At 44.9% G+C, this 3,140-nt stretch carries 2 protein-coding genes; both read right to left on the bottom strand.

Annotation, left to right across the window (positions count from 1 at the left end; all coding sequences use genetic code 11):
- A partial coding sequence (locus tag A3766_RS21885) for a cytochrome c oxidase subunit 1 (RefSeq protein WP_068642974.1) occupies positions 1–1,509 on the bottom strand: 1,509 nt, incomplete at its 3' end.
- A gap of 13 nt (positions 1,510–1,522) precedes the next feature.
- Positions 1,523–2,644 (bottom strand): cytochrome c oxidase subunit II, encoded by a 1,122-nt coding sequence (gene coxB / locus A3766_RS21880; protein WP_082865175.1) that lies wholly within the window; start codon positions 2,642–2,644, stop codon positions 1,523–1,525.
- Between the last annotated feature and the right edge of the window lie 496 nt (positions 2,645–3,140).

Genomic DNA, 3,140 nt, shown 5'->3' with positions numbered 1-3,140 from the left:
ACGTATAGTTTGAATAATGATGTAGACAAAGAGTAGGTGAGATAGGCCGAAGATAAAGGCACCAATGCTCGATATCTGGTTAAACTCAATAAACTGCACGCTGTAATCAACGATACGGCGTGGCATACCCGCTAAGCCCGAAAAGTGTTGAGGGAAGAACGTCAGGTTAAAGCCGATGGTTGTCCACCAGAAAAAGATTTTACCCAGCGTTTCGTTATACATATGGCCAGTCCACTTTGGCAGCCAATAGAATACACCTGCGTAGAGCCCGAATAGTGCGCCGGGTATTAATGCGTAGTGAAAATGTGCGACCACAAAGTAGGTGTCATGGTATTGCAAATCTGCAGGTACAACCGCCAGCATGACACCTGTAGTTCCTGCAAATGAGAACATCACAATGATGGCAATGGCGAAGAGCATGGGTGTTTCAAAGGTAATAGAGCCACGCCACATCGTTAAGATAAAGTTGAACAGCATTAGGCCAACGGGGATCGAGATTAAAATTGTACCAATCATAAAGTAGTTGGTCGCGAGGACAGACATGCCAATGGTGTATTGATGGTGAGCCCATACGACCATACCCAAGACCAGCAGAATACCCATAAACCAAACTAATGGGCGGTAGCCAAACAAAGGCTTACGGCAGAATGTTGGAACAATAACACCTAAAACTCCGATAGAAGGTAGTAATAGTACATATACTTCCGGGTGACCAAAGAACCAGAATAAATGCTGGAATAACACAGGGTCGCCGCCGCCAGCAGCGTCGAAGAAACTGGTACCGAAGTGACGGTCAAACAAAAGCATGGTTACGCCGCCAGCAAGTGCTGGCATGATCATAATCAATAGAATTGCTGTAAATAGCCATGCCCAGACAAACAAGGGTAGTTTCATCATATCAAGGCCGGGAGCGCGCATATTCAATACCGTTGTAACGATATTGATGGCAGCGAGTATCGATGATATGCCTAATACATGAAGAGTAAAGATCAGCAGATCCATCCCCATTCCCGCTTGAACAGATAAGGGAGGGTACAAGGTCCAGCCTGTATTGACGGGGGCGCCGCCACCGAAAAACGGTACGATGACTGACAAAATAAGCAGGGCAGCCCCGGCGGGTAATAGCCAGAAACTCAAGTTATTTAAGCGTGGCAATGCCATATCTGGCGCACCGATTTGAAGTGGGATCATCCAATTCGCCATACCAGCTGCGGCAGGCATGACAACACCAAAGACCATAATCAAGGCATGTGTAGTGACCATGTTATTGAAAAGGTCAGGCTCCAAAAACTGCAAGCCAGGAAAGTACAACTCTGCTCTAATGAGCATTGCCATACCACCACCCAAAAATAACATAATGAGAGAAAACACCAGGTACATGGTACCAATATCTTTATGGTTAGTGCTGAATAACCAGCGGCCTATACCCTTCGGTGGCTCATTGTGGTGATCATGATCGGCGCTTGAAACGTCCTGATTTTGTTCATCAATTGTAATAGTAGAACTCATTGATTATCTCCTCCTAGCGCGCCGCTTTGACATCAGCTGGTTGCACAACATCACCTGTGTTATTACCCCAGGCATTTCTTTCGTAGGTTACGATTGCTGCCACTTCCAGGTCATTCAACTGAGCGCCCCAAGCAGCCATGGCTGTACCCGATACACCCTTGATTACGACTTCAAGATGTTTAGCGGGGTCGCCTTTGGCAATTTCGCTACCAGCCAGCGCTGGAAATGCGGGGGGAACACCAGAGCCATCGACTTGGTGGCAGGCTCCGCAGTTGGTGTTGTAGAGGGACTCGCCCCGAGCCATTAATTCTTGCATTGGCCAGACAGTGTCTGAAGAAGCTTCCTTCTCTTTCGCTATCTTGATTTCCTTTTGCTTTGTCATCCATGAATCAAACTCGCTACCGGCAATCGCTTCAACTTGAATGGGCATGAAAGCGTGCCCCGTACCACAGTTTTCGGCACATTGGCCGTGATACGTGCCAGCCTTCTCGATAATAGTCCAGGTTTCGTTGATATAGCCGGGAATGGAGTCTTTCTTAACCGCAATTGCCGGAACCCACCAAGCGTGAAGAACATCGGTTGCGGTATGAAGGAAACGAATTCGTCGGTCAGTAGGTAGGTAGAGAGGGTTATCCACCATTCTTAAATAGCGATCACCAGCTTGTTCCTCAGGCAGTAGGTTACTGACGATCTTAATATCGTCTTCCATGTACTCGTATGTCCACTTCCATTGGGAACCTGTCACTTTAATTGTCAGGTCTGCTGGGGTCTTATCTTCAATTAAGTCAAAGGTAGAGCTTGCGCTGCCAGCAATACTTAAATCAATAGCGAGTACAATAATCGGCACCAGAATCCAGGACCATGTGCCAAACTTGCTGTTATGAAATTCTTGGTCGGCTTCGTAATTTTTCGACTTTCTGAATTTGAATATGGAGTAAAAGATGACGACGGTGACGAGGATCATAATGATCAGTGCGATGTAGGCCGTCATCATATGGAGGTCAAATACTTCCCGTGTTACAGGAGAGACTGGCTCAGGAAGGTTAAGAGCGTATTCAGAAAATACATTCCTGGAGGCAAGCAAAAGACTTGGCATGGCAATAAGCATGCTGAGCTTGCGTAAACGATTTGGCATCCGTTGATCCTCATCAAAGGCATACCAGATTCTGAGTCGAAGTGAATTTGCCGAACTTTATTCGTTAAGGGGCATAATCACGTCTTTAACCGTTGTGTGGCAAATCAAGATGTCAAAAATATCTAGTTATTATTTTCAATCTGGCCTGTTCTATTTATGTAATGCGGAACATTTTTAGAGGCCGACAACATTGCTACTACTTAAAAAATAAAACGATAACCTAGTTACTTAAAGTATCTGAAACCAATAAGGTTATTCCAGAATTTGGCTATGGTTTGTTTTAATGATGAAATCGAGAAGCAGGGTTTATAGCAATCTGCTTAGTCAGAAGCAGCTCTATAAGAAGCACGGCTTACGTTTCATCCCCTTTATTATATTTGTTAGTGATTCTTTCTAAGTCGTGTAACACTTTTATGCTTGTTTAAGCATAGTAGGAAACTTTTATTTTGTACTAATTATTTAGTCTCCATGGCTGCACATTATTTACTGTTCTTAG

The sequence above is a fragment of the Oleiphilus sp. HI0132 genome (assembly GCF_001635845.1).
Note: the sequence above shows the minus strand (reverse complement) of the source record. Positions and strands in the feature narration are given on the sequence as shown.

Bases quoted from the DNA above. Each gene is read 5' to 3' on its own strand.
- coxB (WP_082865175.1), bottom strand. From the start codon at position 2,644: ATGCCAAATCGTTTACGCAAGCTCAGCATGCTTATTGCCATGCCAAGT.